This window comes from Proteus vulgaris (genome assembly GCF_016647575.1).
Taxonomy (GTDB): Bacteria; Pseudomonadota; Gammaproteobacteria; order Enterobacterales; family Enterobacteriaceae; genus Proteus; species Proteus mirabilis_B.
Map to the genome: position 1 here is coordinate 3797028 of NZ_CP032663.1, position 21738 is coordinate 3818765.

A 21738-nucleotide genomic window follows, 5' to 3' on the forward strand; every position below is an offset into this window, starting at 1 on the left:
TTTGTATAAAAAGGCATTATTTCGCTATTTAAATGCTATCCATTTAATATTTAAGGAAATTATTTAATAGCTCATGTCCTTGTTCACTTAAAATACTTTCTGGGTGAAATTGAACCCCTTCAATTGGAAGTGTACGATGGCGAATTCCCATAATTTCATCAACATTTCCATCATGTTGGCTCCATGCCGTCACTTCAAAAGGTACTGGTAATGTTGTCGCATCAATCACTAAAGAGTGGTAACGCGTCACACTTAAAGGTCGATTCAGTCCCTTAAAAACACCTTGTTGGTTATGATGTATTAATGAATTTTTACCATGCATCACTTCTCGTGCTCTGATAACCGATGCACCAAAAGCTTGCCCTATCGCTTGATGTCCAAGACAAACCCCAAGAATAGGAATTTCACCGGCAAACCGCTGTATAGCCTCAAGAGAGATCCCGGCTTCATCAGGAGTACAAGGTCCTGGCGAGATAACAAGATGTGCTGGCATCATCTTTTCTATCTCTTTAAGTCCGATCTCATCGTTACGCTTAACAACAACCTCAGCACCCAATTCACAGAAATACTGATAGAGGTTGTAGGTAAACGAGTCGTAATTATCAATAAGTAACAGCATATTAGCCTATCCGACTGATTTTCTTATCATTATCTATTTTATTACTATTTTAAAGCGAGTGTAGATTTGCCAAAATAGCTCGTTGTTTAACCGACTTGGGTACAACAAAGCCGATTATCATAGCACAGGTATAAAATATGAATAGTAAGCAAGAAAACCTGCTGATTTATTGCGCAATAACAAGAATGACGGTAATTGATGATGAATAGAGTGATTAATAGCGTAGTGAATACTTATTGCAGGAGATCACACGAAAAAAGGAAGGATAAAAAATATTTTTTTCGTACCAAAAACCCCGGAATGAAAACATTCATTCCGGTTTATATGCATTTTATCTTATCAGAATAAGTAAATATCCTATCCTAATAATGCGTTTATTGTTTTACGACTTCCGCAGATAAAATAGTGACCGTTTTTACAGGCACATTTTGGTAAGGTCCAATATTACGAGTTGGAGTTTGTGAAATTTTATCAACAACATCCATTCCTTTCACAACTTTACCAAATACGGCATAGCCAAAATCACGCTGGCCGTGATCTAAAAATGCATTATCAGCCACATTAATAAAGAACTGGCTGGTTGCGCTGTCTTTATCTGACGTGCGCGCCATGGCAATAGAACCTTTTACATTGCGTAAACCATTGTCGGCTTCATTTTTAATTGGCGCTCTGGTTTGTTTCTGCTGTAAATCAGCAGTAAAACCACCGCCTTGAACCATAAAACCTGGAATAACACGATGAAAAGTGGTGCCGTTATAGTATCCATCTTCGACATACTGAATAAAATTTTTCGTTGTAATTGGGGCTTTTTTATTATCCAGTGATATTTCAATATTGCCTTCAGAGGTGACTAATTTAACGAAGGTTTCTCCCGTTGCCATTGCAAAAGTCGCTGTTGTTAAAGTGCAAGCGGTAACGAAGGTGACAAGAAAACGTTTTAACATGCAGGGATCCTTTACTTTAATAGTCTACAACTTACTTAATATGCAGCGATTCTAATTCGCTGAGGTAAATAGTGCCAATCATTTACCTTTATTTACGCTCAATAAGTCTAATTACGTTATAACAGGGTAAATTTTAATTTTTAAGCACTGTTATAAGTCATTAAATTGCGCCAAAATAGAGCAAATAAATATTTTAGATATTCATTTTCATGCAAAATTGAAATGAGTATGCATGAAAAGCCGCATTATTTCAGAGAGGTTTATACCATAATGGCCCAATTTAACTACCAAAAAGCACATTTCATCATCAGTGCGCCTGATATCCGTCATTTACCACTAGATACAGGAATTGAAATTGCCTTTGCGGGTCGCTCTAATGCCGGTAAATCCAGTGCTTTAAATGCGTTAACCCAACAAAATGGATTAGCCAGAACCAGTAAAACGCCAGGCCGTACTCAATTAATCAACCTTTTCCAAATTGAAGAAGGTTTACGCTTAGTCGATTTACCCGGCTACGGCTATGCTCAAGTTCCTGAAGAAATGAAACGTAAGTGGCAACGCTCTTTAGGTGAATACCTACAAAAAAGAGAGTGCCTAAAAGGTGTCGTTATTTTAATGGATATCCGTCACCCATTAAAAGATCTTGATATGCAAATGATTGACTGGGCTGTAGGCTCAGAACTTCCTACTCTGGTTTTACTGACTAAAGCAGATAAACTCGCATCAGGTGCGCGTAAAAAGCAGTTAATGAGCGTACGTGAAGAGCTGGCAAATAAAGTAGGCGATATCCGCGTAGAATATTTTTCATCATTGAAAAAAATTGGTATTGATAAGCTACGTAACACACTTAATGAATGGTTTTCAGGTTCAGAAGAGCAGCCTACAAATGATGATAACGCTTAATTATCTTCTTTTTCCTCAACGATAGCGTTCTGATCTTCTATTGATAAAAGGGAAATCACTTTTCCCTTTCACTTCTCGCACAAACCACTCCAGTGAATTTTAGGCAAAAAAATGCCCCAGTCGAAATAAAGTCGACTGGGGCAGCTAATATTCAGCTAAATCCGATTACGTGAAGTAAAAGGTCTGAAAGATAGAACATCTTACCTCTGTACCCTACGAGAGATAATGTACTCTATTTTATTGGTTAATAAAAGCCCTTTTGTAATTTTTTTTCACATGCAGACACGATTCAGCAATGTATTTATGTATTCAAACCATAAATAAATGTAGTTTAATTACATAATTATGAGACTTTAATCACTTGTGTGAATATGATTAAAAATAGAACAAATCACACAAAAGGTGCGGTTTATCCTTAATGATTTTGTGATACGCTTATCGCGAGACCGTAGTAAATATGTAATTAGCGATAAAATGAGGTATCCATGGCTGTATTAACGCTCCTGCGTTTTCCAGATGAGCGTCTGCGTAGAGTCGCAGTACCAGTGGAAAAAGTAGATGACGAAATACGCACATTAATCGATGACATGATTGAAACCATGTATGCAGAACGAGGTATTGGCTTAGCGGCACCTCAGGTTAATGTATCTAAACGCATTGTTGTAATTGATGTTTCTGAAAACCGAGATCAACCGATTGCACTTATCAATCCTGAAATTATCAGCACTGAAGATGAAGTGATGGATATGATGGATGGGTGTCTATCTATTCCAGATTCTTTTGCCCCAACAGAGCGTTACCGCTTCTTAAAGGTTAAGGCATTGGATAGAAATGGTGATGAAATTGAACTTGAAGCCTCTGATTTGTTTGCAGGCTGCATTCAGCATGAGTTAGACCATCTTGATGGCAAACTCTTTATTGACCATTTATCTCCGTTAAAACGTCAACGTATTGAGAAAAAACAGAAGAAATTGAGCAAACTGATCGACTCACAAGTTGCTTAATTATTCACTTATCTCTTTTTCACATTTTGATAAGTTTTGACATAAAAAAGCTCGGTAATTAACCGAGCTTTTCTTTTTTCAGGTCTAATACAGATAAATTCTCACTGTTTTTCTCTCCATCCCTTATACAATAGATTTAAAATCTCATCAGTAAATCACTTGAGGAACAAATGGAAAATAGTCGATTTAAGGATTTATGTGAACAACTCAAAGCCGCCGGTGCAACAAACCCAAAATCATGGGCAAATAGTGAATTACAAGAAAACATTCCACAATTTGCACGCTTCCTTGTGTTAAAAGGACTCACAGATATCTATCGTGATGTTGAGGGAAATCTCAGTGAAATAGAGAGTTACTCTGATGAAGCAACCGAAGTACACCAAAAGCTAGCTTCCCAATTTGATAAGCAAGAACTTAAGGAATTGCTGCATTTCTATGGTAAATCAATCATTGGTAAAGTGATTGATATGCTTGATCAAGGTTATCTTTATGACGTGAATGACAATGTAGGTTGGTCTTTGATGGAACTCGATAACAAAGGCACAACAACGGATAGATTAATCCAAGGTTTGCACGAAGACTTTCTTGAATTTGAAGAATCAGAGCTTGATCTAAACACCAAAGCATAAACAAAAAAGGGCACAATCCTGTGCCCTTTTCTCGTTAAGAATAATATTTAAAATCTAGTGTGCTTCATCCCAATTATTACCTACACCCACTTCAACTTTTAACGGAATAGCTAATTCCATACTGCTTTCCATTAATTTGTGGATCATGATATTTGCGTTCTCTAAGTAAGACTCTCGCACTTCAAATACTAATTCATCGTGTACTTGCATAATCATATGCACATAATCAGGGCATTCATTGCAAATCCAGTTATCCACAGCAATCATCGCTTTTTTGATGATATCAGCAGCAGTACCCTGCATTGGGGCATTGATTGCCTCACGCTCTGAAGCTTTACGACGAATTGCATTCTTTGAATTTATTTCTGGTAAATAGAGACGACGACCATCTAACGTTTCAACATAGCCTTGTTCAGAAGCTTGTTTACGTGTGCGCTCCATATAGTCCAAGACACCAGGGTAACGTTCAAAATAGAGATCCATATAACGCTGAGCTTCTCTTCTCTCAACACCAATCTGTTGTGATAAGCCAAATGCACTCATGCCATAAATAAGACCAAAGTTGATCGCTTTCGCACTACGACGTTGTTCAGAGGTCACTTCCTCTAAAGGTATACCAAATACTTCAGATGCGGTTGCACGGTGAATATCTTTACCTTGCGCAAAGGCATCTAACAAACCTTTATCTTGCGATAAATGCGCCATGATCCGCAATTCGATTTGTGAATAGTCGGCAGCAACAATTTTAAAACCTTCACGCGCAATAAATGCTTGGCGAATTCGACGTCCTTCTTCATTTCTCACTGGGATATTTTGAAGATTCGGATCGCGAGAAGATAAACGACCCGTTGCCGTCACCGCTTGATGATATGAAGTATGTACACGCTTCGTCTTACTATTCACCATTAATGGCAATTTATCAGTATAGGTTGATTTTAGTTTTGCAAGACCACGATGCTCTAAAATTAAGCGAGGTAATTCATGGCTATGCGCTAACTCTTCCAATACTTCTTCATTGGTGGATGGTGCCCCTTTCGGGGTTTTCTTGATAACTGGCAATTGCAGTTTATCAAATAAGATTTCTTGTAACTGTTTAGGTGAAGAGAGATTAAACTCTTGTCCCGCTAACGCAAATGTCTCTTTTTCAATTTCAGCTAAACGTTGTGTGATCTCTTGAGATTGAGCAGCTAACACTTGAGCATCAATTAATACCCCTTTGCGTTCCATTCTAGAAAGCACAGGAACTAATGGCATTTCGATATCGCGGTAAACATGTTTAAGAGGCTCGATGGCTTCTATTTGAGGATACAACGCTTGATGAAGTAATAAAGTGATATCCGCATCTTCAGCAGCATATAACGTTGCTTGCTCAACCTCGATTTGGTTAAAAGTCAGTTGGCCTTTACCTTTACCTGCTATCTCTTCAAATGTTGTGGTTTTATGGTTTAAATGTTTTTCAGCCAACGTATCCATATCATGTCGATTACTTACGCTATTTAATACGTAAGATTCCAACATTGTATCAAAATGGATACCGTTTAATTCGATACCTTCATTTTCCATAATACCGCGGTCAAACTTCAAGTTTTGCCCAATTTTTAGAATATTTTTATCTTCTAAAATAGGTTTTAATGCCGCTAGTACATCATTAACTGGAAGCTGGTCTGGAGCATCTAAATACTCATGACGCAGTGGAATATAAGCGGCTTTACCCGGCTCAATAGCAAAAGACAATCCGACTAAGCGAGCATCAATATTATTTAAGCTGTCAGTTTCTGTATCGAATGCAAATGCCGGTGCCTTTTTGAGAAGCTCAACCCATCGCGCTAAGCTCTCGTGCGTTAAGACAGCTTCATAATTCTCTTGTGTAATAACAGGGAAATTAGCTGACGCAGGTACTTCTTTGGGTTTTACAGTTTCTGAGGTGTAAGGCACTGCGACTTTGTGTGTACTACGTTGTGCTAACCAGCCACCATTTTGAAGATCACTTATCCAGCGTTTAAATTCATAACGCGTGAACATATCTAATAGTTGATCTAAATTTGGCTCATTAACCACTAAATCATCAAACGTTTTATCGAGTTCAACATCCGTTTTAATCGTTGCCAGCTTATAAGAAAGTTTTGCCACTTTCTCATGCTCCGCCATTTTTGCGCCAAGTGTTTTGGCACCACGGAAACTCAAGGTTGCGATATTATCAAGCTGTTGATAGATATCATCTAAACTACCAAGTCCTTGTAAAAGACCTAATGCGGTTTTCTCACCCACACCCGGAACACCAGGGATGTTATCTGATGAATCACCCATTAATGCGAGGAAATCAATAATCAGTTCAGGAGGAACGCCATATTTTTCTTTAACTTCATCAGGGCCTAAAATAACGTTGGTCATGGTATTAATAAGCGTGATCTTTGGCGTCACTAATTGCGCCATGTCTTTATCACCTGTGCTTATTAAAACATCACGTCCATCAGCCGCCGCTTTTAGTGCCAATGTTCCAATAACGTCATCTGCTTCCACGCCTGAAATAGATAACAAGGGTAAACCCATTGCTTGCACCATCTCATGTAAAGGCGCTATCTGCTCACGTAAATCATCCGGCATTGGAGGACGATTAGATTTATATTCCTCATACAACTCATCACGGAATGTTTTACCTTTAGCGTCAAACACAACCGCAACATGGCTTGGTTTATACTGTATTATCAGGCTACGTAACATGTTCAACACGCCATACATCGCACCAGTTGGCTCACCTTGGCTATTGGTTAGCGGTGGAAATGCATGATAGGCGCGGTAAAGATATGAGGAGCCATCTACAAGGATAAAGGGGTTTTCTGCTATCTGGACCATAATCTGTTCATCATTGTTCTGAGGTTCGTTGATATGACTAGAATGCCACATCACAGCCCAATAGACGAATATTACCTGTTCTTAAATGCAGAAATTCAGCTTGAATACTCAATTATTTATTATTAGCCGAACTTAACAGAAAAAATAAGTATGAAAGATAAATTAATATTAATTAAAGTACTTTTTTATCAAAAACCACTCCCATTAATCTGATCCTAATTAGAAATAAAGACTAAACAGCAAACTGACGACTTTATTTAGAAAGCATTTAAGATAAAGCCATTGACTCATCATTAATATTAACGGCCATATTAGTGTCATCTTTTCCTACTAAGACTTTATTTTTTTAACCAGCATAAAACAACCTGTGGATAACTCTGTGAGTAGTTTTGTAACTCTCTCTATATTAATAAGTTAGGCTTCTTTTCAATTTATTAACACAATTAAAAAATCAATCACTTAGAGAATTCATTAAGATATTATAAATTAATCATAGTATTTTTTATTAATGTGGATAGTTATATTATGACAAAAATATGAAAGTAAAAAAAATAGCACTCCTATTTCTTGAGTGCTATTTTTCATATAAAATCTATATACTTTTACTTAGTCCATATAGGAAAAGATTAAGCCTATATTATTTTTTCAGCAATAATTGATTCACAATCTCGGAATATGTTTTTGCATACTCTTCTGGTGATTTTGCGCTGATACCATCATTTTTCATTTTATATTTACCGCCAATTATCATGGCTGGAACACCATTGATTTGGAAATCAGCGACAGCGTTTTGTTGTTGGCTAACTAAAGAATTCACCACAAAGCTATTCATTGCAGCATCATAATCTTCGCCTTTAACGCCAGCGTTAATAAAGGCATTACGGATATCGTCTACAGAACGGATAGATTGAGTCTCTTGAATTCCTTTAAATAAAACTGGAGAAACTTGATCTTCAACACCTAATGCCATTGCCACAGCCCAAGAACGCGTTAAATCTTTACCTAAAGGCCCTAAAAAATCAACGTGATAGCGAACAACATTGGTATTTTCTGGCGCATTCTTTTCTACAGTGCTATTAACTTTATACACTTCAGAGAACTGATAGCAGTGTGGGCAATAAAAAGAGAAAAACTCAACAACATCAGGCGCCGAAGCAACAGGTTTAGAAAGGTTAGTGTACTGTTTTCCTTCAGAAATATCGGCAGCAGAAACACTGAATGCCAATACCATACTTGCTAACGCCAGCCAAATCTTTTTCATTTCTCATCGTCTCCTAAGAATTAATACATTGGACTAAGTTGTAAAGGAGGCTCATTTAATTGCTCCACTTGTCCCTTGAATAAGGCTAATTGTTTAAACCAGAAATCTTGCTCTTTAAACCAAACAAAAGCGCGAGGGAAAGCAGGATCATTCCAGCGTTTTAATACCCATGCGAGGTAATGCACCATTCTCATCGCTCTTAGTGGTTCAATTAATGATAATTCACGTAAATCAAAATCTTGGTATTCATAATAAGACTCAAGGATCGTATCTAATTGCATAACCTGCTCTTGCCGTGAGCCGTTTAATAGCATCCAAAAGTCTTGTACCGCAGGTCCCATTCGGGAATCATCAAAATCAACCATTACAACTTCATCACGCCACAATATATTACCGGGATGGCAATCACCATGTAGCCGTAATATTTGCCATGCAGAGTCCTCAATTCTAGGACGCACATCATGAATAAGTTTATCTATAACCTCTATAAATTGGGGTTTGAGGTTATTAGGAATTAACGCACTACTTTCAAATTCTAATTTTGGCGCTATCAGATATTCTGCAATAGAAACTGTCGGTCGATACTCATAACTCTTTTTTCTACCTATTTGATGAATGCGCCCTAATGTGCGTCCTACTTCTTCTAGTTGAAATAAATTATCAGTTTCATATGCTCTTCCCCCTATGCTGGGGAATATTGCAAAATAAAAGCCATCATCAGAAAGATGAATTGTCTCACTATTAATCATTAAAGGGGCAGCAACGGATACTTCAGCCTCTTTTAATGCTAAAACAAATTCATGTTCTTCTTTTATTTGTTCATACGACCAGCGTTGAGGGCGATAAAATTTCACCACATAACGTTGTCGATGTTCATCCATAAATTGAAAAACACGATTTTCATAGCTATTTAATTCCGTTAACCCTGATTCAGGATAAAAACCAATTTTAACTAACGCGTCCCAAATGTGATCAGGTGAAAGTCCCTGAAAATTAAATGAGGCAGACATTTCCATTTTCTATCCTGAATTTAATCTTTAATCACGCCACGAGCACGTAAAATGGCGGTTTTAAAATCTTCTTCGTAATCTTTTTTCAGTCCTGGTATCACATCTGTTGGTGCTGAACCACGCATTTTCAGATGGTAAATCAAAATATCATCAGTCAGATCAGATAATTGACCTTTAAAACCCGCTTCATCAGCCAGTTTCTGCAATAATTGAACTAAGTTTAAATCAGAATTCTCTTCCCAAACTGGGTGCAGTAATTCCATAACTTCATTAAGACGGTGACATTTCATACAAAAAATCCTTATTATTAATTACAACAACAAAGTACCAATTATTATCCGATAGAAAAAGGAAACCTCTGTCAATATGCGTAAAGATTACGCTTTTTTGATAAAAATTGCTGTCGCTTTACATGAAATCTCATTAAGTCGATATTTTTTATTAGTATATCGTCTTTACTTGATAAAAATCGTTCGGAAATTTTAGCCAATTTATTCACAAATATTGAATATGAAAATGAAGAATATTACAGGTGGTATACTTGCGGGTGGGCAAGCAACACGAATGGGAGGTGCTGATAAAGGGCTTCAAATTCTACATGGACAGCCTTTATACCACCATATAGCCCAAAAACTAGCACCTCAAGTTGATAGCATACTGATTAGTGCTAACCGAAATTTAGAACAATATCGCCAAAGCCAATATCCCGTTATTACAGATGAAATAGAGGGATTTTCAGGGCCTTTAGCTGGCATGCTTACGTTATTAAAGCAAGCATCAACACCTTGGGTTGCCTTTGTACCTTGTGATGTCCCCTATTTTCCTCTTGATTTAGTTGAAAAACTCTATGAACAAAGAGGAGAGGCATTAGCCGTTTATGTTGATGATGGTGAAAGAGAGCATCCTACCTTAGCACTGTTAAATCGTCGTATTATTCCTATGCTAGAAGCTTATTTAGCACAAGGAGATCGAAAATTAATGTTGTTTATGAAGCAGATAAATGCGCACCCTGTTTTGTTCGCAGATCAAGCAAATGCTTTTATTAATTTAAATACCCCTGACGATATTGAAAAAGCCAACAAATTAAAAAAATAGGAATGAAAAATATGGCACAAGTAGATTTACCCCTTTTAGGGATCACGGCGTGGAGTGGAACAGGTAAAACGACACTACTAAAACAGCTTATTCCACAATTACGCAAAAGAGAAATTCGTGTAGGCATGATCAAACACACTCATCATGATATGGATGTGGATAAACCCGGAAAAGACAGCTACGAACTTAGAAAAGCTGGAGCAGACCAAACATTAGTCGCAAGCCAACAACGTTGGGCATTAATGACTGAAACGCCAGAACTCCCAGAATTAGATTTGTATTACCTCGCTTCTCGCTTTGATGCGAGTAAGCTGGATTTAATCTTAGTGGAAGGATTTAAAGGCGAAACTATTCCTAAAATTGCTCTTTATCGCCATATCAACGAACGGAATTTTAATGATTTACTTGATGAGCATGTTATTGCAGTCGCCAGTGATTGTGATTTAAACGTCGATTTTCCATTACTCGATATCAACGCACCTGAGGCTATCGCAGAGTTTATTGCAGATTGGCTGAAGCGTATGAAATAAAAATCTCAAATAATAAAGCGCCCTATAAAGGCGCTTTATTTTTGATTATTTATTTTTTGAATTAATAAAATTAACAGCAATAGAGTTTGGATACTTATTTTTTAACTTTGCTATATATGATAATAGTTTATTGTACGATTTTTTATCCACAGAATATATATATGCCAACATTCCATTCATGTAAGAAAAATTGCTTAACTTATCAGTGAACAAATAGTGTAATTTAACCCGCACTTCTCTATATTTTACCCGCCCAATACCTAAGCTATTTTCAGAGAGAATAAGTCCAGTTACTTTTTTTTGTTTTTTTGTTCCACTAATAACAGTTTTTTGAGAATTAATTTTAAAATCCTCATCAGAAATGATAGTTCCAATAAATTGTTTTGTTTTTGTAATTTTTAAAGCTGTATTCGCTGAAAAAGTCATATCATCAGCATAACGAGTATAAACGATACCTTTAGGTCCGGCATACCCTTGAATCCTAGAATCCAGTTTTGCACATACTAAATTTGCAAGTTTTGGTGATGTTGGAGCACCTTGAGGTAATCCCCCTTTATAAGTACATAAATTAGTTAATAGGACTGATAGTTGCTTGTTATAACCTATTGAACTGAATACTCCATATATTTTAGATGCTGCAATACTAGGAAAAAAATTTTCAAGATCTATAGTTAAAATATAATTGGATCCGATATGAGGACGGGCGTTATCTAAAATAGATGAGCCTCTCTCAAATCCTTTAGCACAAGACGATGATGAAAGCTTATCCAATATATTTCTTAAAATCCATGCTTGTATAGCTTTAAGATCTCTTGATGGTTGAGAAATTAAACGAGATTTACCAGTCACTTTAGGAATTGAAAATACTTTATAGTGTAGATCTGCCGTTGCTGAAAGGTAACGAATTTTAGCTGATGATAGCCTAGATTCATTAGCAAAATCATCCACTGATACCATTGCAGGTAAACCAAGGTTTTTTAGGCTATAAATATTTTTTGAAGTCATGTGGTATTACACCCTTACGCCTCAAGACGCGGAGGAAAATGTGCAGATCCAGAAACTACGGTATTCTGGTGATGCACATTTTCATACGGCATAAAATCAGATTATGTGCAGGATAGCGAAACGCTATCCAATGAACATTATGTTCATTCGCTAAGGGTGTATACCGTTTACAATCCTATCATAGCGTATACTCGCATTTCTACGATTTTCTGCATTTAATATTTCAATTCTTACTTTATCTAGATTTTTGTTATTAAAAGTATTTCTAACATAATCAGCCCCCAGTGAAGTCACTTGATATCCAGATACCGTTCTAGAAATATATTTTTTTAAAGCCAACCTACCTAATGAAGATTTTGTTGCGATATCTGATAATACTTTATCTTGCTTCGTTGCATAGCCAATCAATTTCGATAACATCGTATTATCTATTTTATCTAGCAAATAAATACACGGAAGAATAAAGTTTTCGGCTTCAAGTATATTCGCTACATTTTTTTCTACTGGATACTCTCTTCTGATTTTTGCAATGTAGTTATTAATATTTTTATAAATTCGATCACTTTCTATTGGGTTTGTCAAATGCTCATAATTAATATGAACAACTTTTCCAGTTTTTGATGATTTTATCAATCTATATGGACCATAATTTATAAAACTTTTATTACTCTTATATTTTTGATTTGATAAAACAATCATTTTCTGAGCTAATTTTTCATTATTAGAGAAAGCTCCAATTTCTGCAAATGAGCCAGGACTTTCTGGAAATAAAACAATTGCATCAACATTATCCGCCAAGATACTTTCGAGTTTTAGTAAACTATGCTGTCCTTGCCCTGCTAACAAATCATCAAAAAGATCCTCAGGATACAATAACTCATATCTAGGATAATGACTCAGAATAGTAGCCATTTTTGAGCGAGCTGTTTCGCTATTTTTTATATCTGCGCCACATAAGAATATAGATATTTTTCTTCTATTCCTAGGAACGAAAATTATATCTTTGACAACATCAGCAATATTTTTTAAATCCTCATCACTCAAAGATTTATTCATGTGACTTTATCTCTTAAAAAATTATACCACCTTAAATAACATTAATATCATGAAGATGAATTTATTTAAATTAAAAATTAATTTTTTATCTTATTTAATAAAATCAACTCCATAAAAATATTGAACTTACTTATCTAAGCAAAAATAATTGCTTGATAAGGCTGAAGAATAAGGTTGCCTTGAGCATCTTCCACTATTGGGCTGTTATGCAAATAAATATCTTTAGCTTTAATGGTTAGTGCTTTATCTTCGCCACTAAAATTACAGTAAATATTGACTGAGTTACCTTTATAAGTACGCTTAAAAGCAATCACATTTTCTGGTGAATCTAATGGTAAAAACTCACCGTAAATCAGAATATCACTGATCTCTGAATGTCGTCTTAATGCAATTAATTGTTGGTAATAAGCGAAAAGAGAGTGCTTATCTTGTGTTTCTTGCTGCGCATTAATATCGACATAGTTAGGGTTAACTTTTAACCAAGGTTTACCTGTACTAAAACCCCCATTTATTTCACTATTCCATTGGAAAGGTGTTCTTGAATTATCACGGCTACGACCATTAAAGTATTCAACAATTTGCTTGTCGCTATAACCTAATTTATTGCCCCATTTATGCAATTTAAAAACATGCAAATCATCATGTTCCTCTAATGTCATCGGACAATTTGTCATACCGATTTCTTGCCCTTGATAAATAAAAGGCGTTCCTCGTTGAGTTAATAAAAATGTCGCTAACATTTTGGCACTAATCGGATTAATGCCTCCTTTAGGGAGAAATTTATTTAATGAACGCGGTTGATCGTGATTTTCTAAATAAGGCGCGCCCCAACCTACTCGTTGAGTATCTAATTGGCTTTTAATAAAGACAGGTTTTAATCTTTCGCCCGTGATTGGATTAATGGTAAATGGCTTTTCATTGCGAATATCTAAGTCAGCAATACTAAAATCAAATACCATCGAGAAATAACCATTCTCACCAACATAAGCACGTAAATCTTTTTCGGGCACATCAATTTCTGCAACTGTCATACTATTTGCAGGCTTAAAAGTATTCTCAACTAATTCCGTTAAGAACTTATCAATACCAGGTTGATTTAAAACCCAAGGCACTAAAGATGCAGAACCGTCATCTTTATCAGCTTCAAATTGATATTCAGATAAGGCTTCAGGAGATTTTTTTAAATTACCAATCGCATCAATACGAAATCCAGCAACACCTTTTTTGATCCAGACATTAATCATATTGATAATGTCTTTACGTAATTGTGGATTTTCCCAATTTAAGTCCGGCTGTTCAGGACCAAATGAATTGAAATACCAACGATTAGTTTTTCCAACACGACTCCAAACAGAGCAGTCAAAATAAGTGCGTAAATTATTAGGGGGAGTCGGTTTATCCCATTGTTTAAAAATATAATAATCGGCATATGGGCTATTAGGATCTTCAATTGCCGCTTTAAACCACGGATGCTCATCAGAAGAGTGATTTAATACTAAATCTAACAGTATTTTAATATCTCGTTTTTTAGCTTCGCTAATAAGCTTATCTAACGCGTTATTATCCCCAAAGATAGGATCGACAACAGAATAATCTGCAATATCATAACCATTGTCTTTCATTGGCGATTTAAAAATGGGACATAACCAAATAACATTTGTACCGAGTGACTGAATATAATCTAATTTCTCTGTGATCCCTGCTAAATCCCCAACACCATCCCCGTTACTATCATAATAACTCTTGGGATAAATTTGATAGACCACCGCTTCTTTCCACCAAGTATTAGACATATTCGCCTCACTAAGGTAATTAGTATATATGGAACAGTTCCATAGTTAATATAAGATACTATAAGCACTAAAAGAGAGAGGAAGGTAATTAACATACTAAAATGTGAAATGGCTCATACTAAAAAAACACAATTACCTCAATAAAGATGGGTTTGTCATAATCATATTAAGATATATTAGGTCATCAACTAATTGAAAGGAGCAACAGCATACTCAATGGCCGGGATCCGTGATGTCGCAAAAAAAGCCAATGTCGCAGCAAGTACTGTCTCTAGAGCATTAAATAACAGTGGTTATGTATCTCAAGCTGCACGAGAAAAAATAAAGAAAGCGGTAGAGGAATTAGATTATATTCCCGATACTTGGCTAAGAAATTTATATCAACAAAAAAGTGCCGTTGTTGGTGTTATTATTAATAGCCTTGAATACCCTTATTTTGCGACAGTAACCCGTTTTATTGAGAATAAGCTCGCTGAAAATGGCTATAGCATGATGTTATGTGCAACACAAAATAGCAAAGTACGCGAACGTATATTTTTTGATATGCTTAAACGCGGTCAGATCGACGGTATTATTGCAGAATATCTGTTATTGGATGATAGTGAATATCAGCATATTCAAAGGCCTGTGGTAACACTAGATCGTCATCTTCGTGATATTCCATTAGTTTGCTCTGATCACCATACTGGCGGTCGATTAGCAGCGGAACACCTTATTCAAAAAGGTTGCCAAAAAATCCTCTATATTGAAGATAACTCAAGTTATTTATCATCAACACCTTCATACCAAAGCTGTTTAGCTTTTAAAGAAACGCTTATTCAGGCAGGTATTAAACCTATTCCATGCAAAGTAAATTGGAAAGAAGAAGAGAAAGATTATTTTCACTCTTTTGCCACAAAAATACTTTCTGTGCATTCAGATATTGATGCCATTTTTGCCGCTGATATTCCAGCAATGGCATTATTTAATGAAGCAACAAGACGAAATATTGCCATTCCAGAACAATTAAAAATCGTTGCTTACGATGGAAGCCCTTGGCTAAATCAGACACTGCGCCAATTAACTTGTATTGAACAACCCTTTGAACGATTAGCTGAAAAAAGCGTAGAAGTGATTAGTGCATTAATTGAGAATAAAAAAATAACAGATAGCGTCTCTGTTATTCCAGTGAAATTTATTCAAGGTGAAAGTAGTTAAATCTTGTAAAATTAAAATGTAATAACACTTTGTCTTAATACTTCAGTTTTTTCAAAATTTTCTTTTAATTTTCAGCACATTGTTTTGGTACCCCTACCAATACCATAAAAAACGCCAAAGAAAGTTGCCCCTCTTTGGCGTTTTATTCGATTATGTTTTACTTCAAAATTGAGTAAAAGCTACCGTTCTTATTTTGCAGGACGAACAGCGATAACTTCAATTTCTACACGCCATGCTGGATTTGCCAGTTTAGCGATTTGGAACGTTGAACGAGCTGGCAGTTGTTCAGTTTTCGAAGCATCAAAGTACTTAGAATAACCGTCCATAAAGCCTTTAAAGTCCATCTCACCTTTAGTTTCTTCACCACCGACTAAGAAGACTTGCATTTTAACAACGTCTTTCATGTCTAAGCCAAGTTCATTCAAGTGAGTTTTGATTTGCTCTAATACACTGATAGTTTGTTCTTCAGTGTTACCATAAGAAGCTAATACACCTTCTGGCGCATCTGCTGATTTCTTAGCAGGTACTTTTCCGCTTAAGAAAACAAGGTTGTTACCTGCACTAACTTCAACAGATTCCGAAATAGGCATACCGTTTAATTTATGGTGCACAACACCCTCCGCATTCGCACTTGCTACACCAAAAATAAAAGGTAGGGCAACAAGTAAACTTTTATAGCGCATGAAAACTCCTTAACATGTTTAATTTACAGTAAAACAAGGGGTTACTTATTTCTTAAAACGATCCATACTAAATGGCGTTGGATCAATAACTGGTTTTTTGCCCGTTACGATATCAGCAGTCACTTCACCTGCTGCTGGGCCTTCGGTCATACCCCATACTGTCGCGGTATTGATAACCAGACCTGGGTATTCTTTGACCTCAGAAATAATTGGTAATTCATCAAATGTTGGGCTAACAACAGCACCCCAACGTTCAACAACTTGTGATTTTTCAAATACTGGGAATTCTGCTTTCATTCTTTGGAATACAGCATCTAAGTGCTCAGTATTTTGTGTTGCTGTTGCAATACGATATTGTTCAAACGGTGTTTTTTCATCTAATTTCCAAGATGTTGCCATCTTGAATGAATTAAATAAATCTTCACCGATAGAGAATTCTAATGGCAGCTCACCACCACCTAACAGGTGCATGAACTTAGGCCCTAACAAGAAGCTATCTTTCACGATAGAACTTGTGAAAATACGTGGTGCGACAGCATAAGTACCATCGGCTTGTTCACGGAAGTGAATACCATTTGGTAAATGCACGTTGCCACGAGGTGCACCCGGAACGCCTGATACACGTTGTTGTGATAAGTAAACATTCAGCGTTGGAATATCAATGCCCATGTTACCCATAAATAAACGTGACCAAATACCACCCGCAAGAACAACGTGAGATGTTCTAATTGCGCCTTTTTCTGTTACAACATCAGAAATTTTACCACCCGCAGTTTCGATGCCTCTTACCGCGCAGTTGGTGTAGATTTTTACGCCGATTTGCTTAGCGTAGCGAGCTAATGCAGGAGTTCCCGTTTCTGGATCAACAGAACCTGAGTCTTCTTCAAAAGCGGCTACAGTCCATGGTGTTTGCGCACCAACAAGACGGTTTGATAGCTCTTCACCTTTAATAATGCGAGTATTTAATGGTGTATCAAATCCAGCCGTTTCTTTTGCTGTTTTGATCCACGCTTGAGCTTTATCAAACGCTTTTTCATCAGCAAGGGCTTCTACTCGACCTTGTGTACGATAACTGGTATCAGCACCAATTTTCTCGTTCATTCCACGCCATAAGATTTTCCCGTAATGATGTAATGGGAAAATTTCTGGTGATGTCTGATAACTAATAATTTGGCTGTATGCTCGGCCCGATTGTTCACCGCCAATCTCGCCTTTTTCTAAAATAGTGACACTCATGCCACGTTCTGCAAGGTTGATAGCGGTCATGATACCTTGGATACCAGCACCGATAATCACTGCATCAGACTCTTTAGGCAGAGCACCCTCTGTACCTTCGACAAATGATACTCTAGATTTAGTTTCAACGAATTTGCCATCACGGCGAACCATTGGAACTAACGCAGCACCACCAGCTAAAACGCCCGCAGCACCAACACCTAAAAGCAGCTTTCTCCTTGAAATTTTCATCTTCTACCTCAGTAATGGATTTACCATTTATATTTATAATGTTATTAATTTGTATCTTTAAAAGTGGATATTATCATAGTTCATTACATTGTTAATAATTATAATTATTTGTTAACCATTTCCCTCAACAACAATATCCATAGATAAAATATGGTTACTTCAATCGCTTTTTCTCATAAAAAAACATCATTTAGAGACATTCCCTCCCTGAGCAAATAACCATTACTTTATGATAAATAAAGATATAATTATCAAACCTCAAATTGTTAATAAAAAATATAATTGTTTATTTAATTAACATTTCGATACAAATTAGTCTGTAAACCTGTCAATATTTGTTTACAAAATAAGCAAAACTCATCGCACAAATGCATAAAATAAAAAGAGGATATCGGCTAGGTAATAACCTTTTTTTTACAAAATAAGTGATTTTACTTACTGACTGGTTTATTGGTTAGTTTGTAGACGAATATGCTTTTTGGAAAATACGTAGAAAAGAAGATGTTTGAGTTCGAAACAAAACGGGGATCAGTACAAATTTACAATAAAAAAAGCCAGAGAGTTAACTCTAGCTTTTTACGTAATAATGAAAATAAGCTTAAGCGATATAAATGGAAATAGCTTATCTCATCGTAACAAATTCTTCTGCTGCAGTTGGGTGGATTGCCACAGTATCATCAAAGTCTTTCTTCGTTGCGCCCATTTTCAGTGCAACCGCAAAACCTTGTAGCATTTCATCCATACCAAAACCAATACCGTGAATACCCACGATTTTTTCGTCTGCACCAACACAAACCAACTTCATACGACATGGTTGACGATGACGAGTCACAGCACTATACATTGCTGTGAAAGATGATTTGTATACTTTGACTTGATCAGCACCGTATTGCTCAACTGCTTGAGGCTCTGTTAAACCAACAGTACCAATAGCAGGATGACTAAATACAACGGTTGGGATATTTGAATAGTCTAAGTGTTCGTTAGGTTTGTTGTTAAATAAACGCTCTGACAAACGACGCCCTGCAGCAACAGCAACAGGCGTTAATTCAACCGCCCCTGTATTATCGCCAACAGCATAAATTCCTTTTACATTGGTATTTTGGAATTTATCGACTTTGATATAGCCTTTTTCATTTAACTCAACGCCCGTTACTGCCAGATTCAGGTTATCTGTTGCAGGTTCACGACCAATTGCCCAGATTAAGGTATCAACTGTCTGCTCTGTGCCGTTTTCTAGTTGTAGCGTTAAACTTCCATCTGCATTTTTAATCACAGCTTTAGGAATAGCATGTGTATGTAACTTAGGCCCTTCGGTTTCCATCACTTCTAACAGTGTTTCAACGATTAATGGATCGAAATTACGCAGTGGTGCATGTTTACGTACAAATAGATGTGTTTCGCTACCTAGAGCATTTAACACACCTGCAAGTTCAACAGCAATATAACCGGCACCAACAACTGCAACGCGTTTTGGTAAGGCTTTTAATTCAAAGAAGCCATCAGAATTAATACCATACTCAGCGCCCGGAATATTAGGTTGAACAGGACGCCCCCCTGTTGCAATCAGAATATTATCAGCAGTGATCTTCTCACCATTCACTTCAATAGTATTGGCATCAACAAAACGAGCAAACCCTTGGATAACATCAACTTTGTTATTGCCTAAGACACGGTCATAAGATTGATGAATACGGTCAATATAAGCAGAACGGCTACTGATGAGAGTATCCCAATCAAAACGGTTCACTGTGGTATCAAAACCATAATCAGGGCCGTATTGATGAATAGCTTCGGCAATTTGCGCTGCATGCCACATCACTTTTTTAGGTACACAGCCCACGTTTACACAAGTGCCACCTAATGCTTTCGCTTCAATTAATGCACATTTTTGACCATACATTGCTGCTCTATTAATTGATGCAATACCGCCACTACCGCCACCGATGGCGATATAATCGTAATGTTTGCTCGTCATTTCTCTGATCCATTTATCTGTAGAAAAATAGGTAACTCACAGGCTAAGTCTTTCATATCATGATGTCTATTATGACAAAATTTAAAACATAGCACGTCAGATTTTAGCTTTTACAGTAATAGGCAAAAACAATAATAAAGATGCTTATTCTGGTACAACCCACTCAACTAATGTATGCCCAATACCCTCAGGAACTAAAGTTTTATGTAACCACGGGAGTATTGATTTCATTTGTGATTCTAATTTCCAAGGTGGATTAATCACAATCATGCCTGATGCCGTCATTCCAAGTTGATCACTATCGGGTTTTACTGCTAATTCGATTTGTAAAATCTTACGGATCCCTGTTGCTTCAAGCTCTTTTAACATACGTTTAATTTGCTGACGATGAACAACTGGATACCAAATCGCATAAGTTCCTGTCGCAAAACGTTTATGACCGTCAACAACACCTTTAACAACAGCAGAATAGTCTTGTTTAAGTTCATAAGGAGGATCAATTAATGCGAATCCGCGACGGCTTGAAGGCGGTAACTTAGATTTCAATTGACCAAACCCATCTTCACGAGAAACTCTAGCTCGCTCGTCACGAGAGAATTCAGTACGTAATAAAGGAAAATCCGTTGGATGTAATTCTGTTAGTACTAAGGAATCTTGTTCTCTTAGTAATTTACCCGCTAATAAAGGAGATCCTGGGTAATAACGCAATTCTCCGCTTGCGTTTAATTCTCCAACCGCTTCGAGGTAAGGCAAAATAAGCTCAGGCACCTCTTCTTGTTGCCATAAGCGTGCGATCCCCTCTAAATATTCGCCAGTACGAGTCGCGTGAGCATTGGTTAATTGATAACGTCCAGCGCCAGCATGAGTATCAAGATAAAGAAAAGGTTTCTCTTTCTCTTTTAAAGACTCAATGATGAGTGTTTGAACAATATGTTTTAAAACATCGGCGTGGTTGCCAGCATGGAAACTATGGCGATAGCTCAGCATTCTTTATCTTCCGTTAGAAATAAGTATAGCTTAGTAATTAATTTACTCTGAAATCGTGATTAAACTCAGTGTATCAGAAAAAGCCGAACTTCTTCATTGAAAGCGAAAGAAACGTTGTGTCTTAGCATTCAGCCGTTATGATAAGTCTATATTTCACTTAAGTTTAAATAGGGTATAAAGATGAAAAAATTACTTTTTACAGCCATAACTTTAAGTTTACTCGCAAACAATGCTTATGCAGATAGACCAGCCAATGGCTGTGAGATAAAAAAACAGAATATCCAAAAACAGATGGAATATGCAAAAGCACATGGTAATCAATATCGTATCCAAGGTTTAGAGCGAGCATTGCAAAATGTTGAACGCTATTGCACACCTGAAAAAGTGGTTGAAAATACACGCCTTGAATTACGCGAAAAACAACTTGATGTTAAAGAGCGCGAACTTGAATTAAAAGAAGCACAACTTAAAGGTGATGTAGACAAAATTGCTAAGCAAGAAAGAAAACTGGCTGAAGAAAAGGCAGATTTAAAAGCAATTGAAGCAGAATTAAATCTACTGACAAAGTAGTTGTCATCAGTAATTAATGCCTACTCCTTATTTGACTGTGAAATACAGAATAAAACAATAAGTGAGTAGCCATTCTCTTATTAAACTAAACTTAATTTCAGAATTGCTGTATTGGTTTTTTATTCTTTATTAAGTACAAGATTATCTACGCCTT

Annotated in this window: 20 protein-coding genes; 7 read left to right on the top strand and 13 right to left on the bottom strand. The window is 36.5% G+C overall.

The window, feature by feature from the left end:
• Positions 1–43: 43 nt before the first annotated feature.
• Positions 44–619 (bottom strand): aminodeoxychorismate synthase component II, encoded by a 576-nt coding sequence (locus tag D7029_RS17345; RefSeq protein ID WP_036933913.1) that lies wholly within the window; start codon positions 617–619, stop codon positions 44–46.
• Between the two features lie 374 nt (positions 620–993).
• Entirely contained in the window at positions 994–1563 is a 570-nt protein-coding gene (ppiA, locus tag D7029_RS17350; RefSeq protein WP_072064793.1) for a peptidylprolyl isomerase A, read from the bottom strand.
• A 270-nt stretch (positions 1564–1833) separates the two neighbouring features.
• On the opposite strand from ppiA, the gene yihA reads away from it, so the two are divergent.
• From yihA to D7029_RS17365, 3 genes are all read left to right on the top strand, one after another.
• The gene (gene yihA, locus D7029_RS17355; protein WP_075673327.1) at positions 1834–2466 is read left to right on the top strand and encodes a ribosome biogenesis GTP-binding protein YihA/YsxC; all 633 of its coding nucleotides are present in this window, start codon (positions 1834–1836) and stop codon (positions 2464–2466) included.
• Positions 2467–2951: 485 nt separating this feature from the next.
• Positions 2952–3470, top strand: coding sequence for a peptide deformylase (def, locus tag D7029_RS17360; protein ID WP_075673328.1), 519 nt, complete (start codon positions 2952–2954; stop codon positions 3468–3470).
• A 170-nt stretch (positions 3471–3640) separates the two neighbouring features.
• Positions 3641–4099, top strand: coding sequence for a hypothetical protein (locus tag D7029_RS17365; protein ID WP_194951367.1), 459 nt, complete (start codon positions 3641–3643; stop codon positions 4097–4099).
• Positions 4100–4153: 54 nt separating this feature from the next.
• On the opposite strand, the gene polA is transcribed toward D7029_RS17365, so the two are convergent.
• The 4 genes from polA to D7029_RS17385 form a co-directional block, all read right to left on the bottom strand.
• Positions 4154–6952 (bottom strand): DNA polymerase I, encoded by a 2799-nt coding sequence (polA, locus tag D7029_RS17370; RefSeq protein WP_194951368.1) that lies wholly within the window; start codon positions 6950–6952, stop codon positions 4154–4156.
• 637 nt (positions 6953–7589) lie between these two features.
• Entirely contained in the window at positions 7590–8213 is a 624-nt protein-coding gene (gene dsbA, locus D7029_RS17375; protein ID WP_194951369.1) for a thiol:disulfide interchange protein DsbA, read from the bottom strand.
• A 20-nt stretch (positions 8214–8233) separates the two neighbouring features.
• Positions 8234–9229 (bottom strand): serine/threonine protein kinase, encoded by a 996-nt coding sequence (locus D7029_RS17380; protein WP_194951370.1) that lies wholly within the window; start codon positions 9227–9229, stop codon positions 8234–8236.
• A 14-nt stretch (positions 9230–9243) separates the two neighbouring features.
• Entirely contained in the window at positions 9244–9513 is a 270-nt protein-coding gene (locus D7029_RS17385) for a YihD family protein (RefSeq protein WP_075673332.1), read from the bottom strand.
• A gap of 220 nt (positions 9514–9733) precedes the next feature.
• Here D7029_RS17385 and mobA point away from each other — a divergent pair, with 220 nt between their 5' ends.
• Together mobA and mobB are read left to right on the top strand one after the other, a co-directional pair.
• Positions 9734–10318 (top strand): molybdenum cofactor guanylyltransferase MobA, encoded by a 585-nt coding sequence (gene mobA / locus D7029_RS17390; RefSeq protein WP_088494366.1) that lies wholly within the window; start codon positions 9734–9736, stop codon positions 10316–10318.
• Between the two features lie 11 nt (positions 10319–10329).
• On the top strand, positions 10330–10848 hold the full coding sequence (mobB, locus tag D7029_RS17395) for a molybdopterin-guanine dinucleotide biosynthesis protein MobB (protein ID WP_194951371.1): 519 nt from the start codon (positions 10330–10332) through the stop codon (positions 10846–10848).
• A 45-nt stretch (positions 10849–10893) separates the two neighbouring features.
• On the opposite strand, the gene D7029_RS17400 is transcribed toward mobB, so the two are convergent.
• From D7029_RS17400 to D7029_RS17410, 3 genes are all read right to left on the bottom strand, one after another.
• A complete protein-coding gene (locus tag D7029_RS17400) occupies positions 10894–11853 on the bottom strand; it encodes a retron St85 family RNA-directed DNA polymerase (RefSeq protein WP_194951372.1) in 960 nt (319 codons plus the stop codon).
• 150 nt (positions 11854–12003) lie between these two features.
• Complete coding sequence (locus D7029_RS17405) at positions 12004–12909, bottom strand: retron St85 family effector protein (protein WP_194951373.1); 906 nt, start codon at positions 12907–12909, stop codon at positions 12004–12006.
• A gap of 134 nt (positions 12910–13043) precedes the next feature.
• Positions 13044–14702 carry an alpha-glucosidase gene (locus D7029_RS17410; protein ID WP_194951374.1) on the bottom strand — a complete coding sequence of 553 codons (1659 nt, stop codon included), beginning with the start codon at positions 14700–14702 and terminating at the stop codon, positions 13044–13046.
• 216 nt (positions 14703–14918) lie between these two features.
• Here D7029_RS17410 and D7029_RS17415 point away from each other — a divergent pair, with 216 nt between their 5' ends.
• Positions 14919–15899, top strand: coding sequence for a LacI family DNA-binding transcriptional regulator (locus D7029_RS17415; RefSeq protein ID WP_194951375.1), 981 nt, complete (start codon positions 14919–14921; stop codon positions 15897–15899).
• 188 nt (positions 15900–16087) lie between these two features.
• Here D7029_RS17415 and D7029_RS17420 read toward each other — a convergent pair whose 3' ends face one another.
• The 4 genes from D7029_RS17420 to D7029_RS17435 all read right to left on the bottom strand — a co-directional run bounded on the left by D7029_RS17420 (position 16088) and on the right by D7029_RS17435 (position 21014).
• On the bottom strand, positions 16088–16582 hold the full coding sequence (locus D7029_RS17420) for a RidA family protein (protein WP_069369589.1): 495 nt from the start codon (positions 16580–16582) through the stop codon (positions 16088–16090).
• 45 nt (positions 16583–16627) lie between these two features.
• The gene (locus tag D7029_RS17425) at positions 16628–18049 is read right to left on the bottom strand and encodes an NAD(P)/FAD-dependent oxidoreductase (RefSeq protein WP_194951376.1); all 1422 of its coding nucleotides are present in this window, start codon (positions 18047–18049) and stop codon (positions 16628–16630) included.
• Between the two features lie 622 nt (positions 18050–18671).
• A complete protein-coding gene (gorA, locus tag D7029_RS17430) occupies positions 18672–20027 on the bottom strand; it encodes a glutathione-disulfide reductase (protein ID WP_099075969.1) in 1356 nt (451 codons plus the stop codon).
• 144 nt (positions 20028–20171) lie between these two features.
• A complete protein-coding gene (locus D7029_RS17435; RefSeq protein WP_088494359.1) occupies positions 20172–21014 on the bottom strand; it encodes a 23S rRNA (adenine(2030)-N(6))-methyltransferase RlmJ in 843 nt (280 codons plus the stop codon).
• A 180-nt stretch (positions 21015–21194) separates the two neighbouring features.
• On the opposite strand from D7029_RS17435, the gene D7029_RS17440 reads away from it, so the two are divergent.
• On the top strand, positions 21195–21584 hold the full coding sequence (locus D7029_RS17440) for a DUF1090 domain-containing protein (protein ID WP_194951377.1): 390 nt from the start codon (positions 21195–21197) through the stop codon (positions 21582–21584).
• Positions 21585–21738: the final 154 nt, after the last annotated feature.

Bases quoted from the DNA above. Each gene is read 5' to 3' on its own strand.
- D7029_RS17345 (WP_036933913.1), bottom strand. From the start codon at position 619: ATGCTGTTACTTATTGATAATTACGACTCGTTTACCTACAACCTCTAT.
- ppiA (WP_072064793.1), bottom strand. From the start codon at position 1,563: ATGTTAAAACGTTTTCTTGTCACCTTCGTTACCGCTTGCACTTTAACA.
- yihA (WP_075673327.1), top strand. From the start codon at position 1,834: ATGGCCCAATTTAACTACCAAAAAGCACATTTCATCATCAGTGCGCCT.
- def (WP_075673328.1), top strand. From the start codon at position 2,952: ATGGCTGTATTAACGCTCCTGCGTTTTCCAGATGAGCGTCTGCGTAGA.
- D7029_RS17365 (WP_194951367.1), top strand. From the start codon at position 3,641: ATGGAAAATAGTCGATTTAAGGATTTATGTGAACAACTCAAAGCCGCC.
- polA (WP_194951368.1), bottom strand. From the start codon at position 6,952: ATGGTCCAGATAGCAGAAAACCCCTTTATCCTTGTAGATGGCTCCTCA.
- dsbA (WP_194951369.1), bottom strand. From the start codon at position 8,213: ATGAAAAAGATTTGGCTGGCGTTAGCAAGTATGGTATTGGCATTCAGT.
- D7029_RS17380 (WP_194951370.1), bottom strand. From the start codon at position 9,229: ATGGAAATGTCTGCCTCATTTAATTTTCAGGGACTTTCACCTGATCAC.
- D7029_RS17385 (WP_075673332.1), bottom strand. From the start codon at position 9,513: ATGAAATGTCACCGTCTTAATGAAGTTATGGAATTACTGCACCCAGTT.
- mobA (WP_088494366.1), top strand. From the start codon at position 9,734: ATGAAAATGAAGAATATTACAGGTGGTATACTTGCGGGTGGGCAAGCA.
- mobB (WP_194951371.1), top strand. From the start codon at position 10,330: ATGGCACAAGTAGATTTACCCCTTTTAGGGATCACGGCGTGGAGTGGA.
- D7029_RS17400 (WP_194951372.1), bottom strand. From the start codon at position 11,853: ATGACTTCAAAAAATATTTATAGCCTAAAAAACCTTGGTTTACCTGCA.
- D7029_RS17405 (WP_194951373.1), bottom strand. From the start codon at position 12,909: ATGAATAAATCTTTGAGTGATGAGGATTTAAAAAATATTGCTGATGTT.
- D7029_RS17410 (WP_194951374.1), bottom strand. From the start codon at position 14,702: ATGTCTAATACTTGGTGGAAAGAAGCGGTGGTCTATCAAATTTATCCC.
- D7029_RS17415 (WP_194951375.1), top strand. From the start codon at position 14,919: ATGGCCGGGATCCGTGATGTCGCAAAAAAAGCCAATGTCGCAGCAAGT.
- D7029_RS17420 (WP_069369589.1), bottom strand. From the start codon at position 16,582: ATGCGCTATAAAAGTTTACTTGTTGCCCTACCTTTTATTTTTGGTGTA.
- D7029_RS17425 (WP_194951376.1), bottom strand. From the start codon at position 18,049: ATGAAAATTTCAAGGAGAAAGCTGCTTTTAGGTGTTGGTGCTGCGGGC.
- gorA (WP_099075969.1), bottom strand. From the start codon at position 20,027: ATGACGAGCAAACATTACGATTATATCGCCATCGGTGGCGGTAGTGGC.
- D7029_RS17435 (WP_088494359.1), bottom strand. From the start codon at position 21,014: ATGCTGAGCTATCGCCATAGTTTCCATGCTGGCAACCACGCCGATGTT.
- D7029_RS17440 (WP_194951377.1), top strand. From the start codon at position 21,195: ATGAAAAAATTACTTTTTACAGCCATAACTTTAAGTTTACTCGCAAAC.